The 750-nt window shown below is 55.5% G+C and carries 1 protein-coding gene; it reads left to right on the top strand.

The features are described 5' to 3' along the window. On the top strand, positions 1-750 hold a 750-nt coding region (locus tag ACR0IP_RS23265; protein WP_480528175.1), incomplete at both ends, for an ATP-binding cassette domain-containing protein.

Genomic DNA, 750 nt, shown 5'->3' with positions numbered 1-750 from the left:
ACGAAGCCGAACTGTCACGCAATTTGCCCTGAACCTGACCGGATTCACCCAACAGGCCGCACAAGTGCTTGTCGTATTTCTTGGTGTTTTTCTGATTACAAACGGGCAAGCCAGCATGGGTGCGCTGGTGGCTTCGGTAATGTTGACTGGTCGGGCGTTGGCCCCTCTGGGTCAACTGGCGCAGACTTTGACCCGCGTAAATCAGGCCAGGTGCGCCTATCGCAACCTCAATGCGCTAATGCATGCAGAAAGCGAACGCCCGGAAGGGCGCACATGGCTGACCCGATCTGATTTCAAAGGGGCAATTGCCTTCAATAACGTGCATTTCTCGTATTCTGACCAAAGCGAAGATACCCTGCATGGTGTCTCATTCACAATCAAGCCTGGCGAGAAAGTCGCAATTCTCGGTCAAATCGGGTGCGGGAAAAGCACGATTGCGCGCCTGCTATTGGGGCTTTACACGCCGCGAGTGGGCTCGGTCATGATTGATGGATTAGACATACGTCAGATCGACCCGGGTGACTTGCGACGCAATATCGGATCCGTTCTGCAGGATGTCTGGCTTTTTTCGGGGTCTGTCAGGGACAATATCGCAAGTGGCGCAGTCCGGCCCAGAGATTGCGACATCGTCGAAGCCGGCCGTATTGCCGGTGTCGAAGAATTCGTGAACAGCCATCCTTCGGGCTATGACCTTCAACTCGCTGAACGCGGTGAGGGGCTTTCCGGTGGGCAACGGCAGGCAATCGCCCT

Source organism: Ruegeria sp. AL11 (assembly GCF_056540865.1).
The sequence above is the reverse complement of the archived record's forward strand: the minus strand, read 5'-3'. Positions and strand labels throughout refer to the sequence as shown.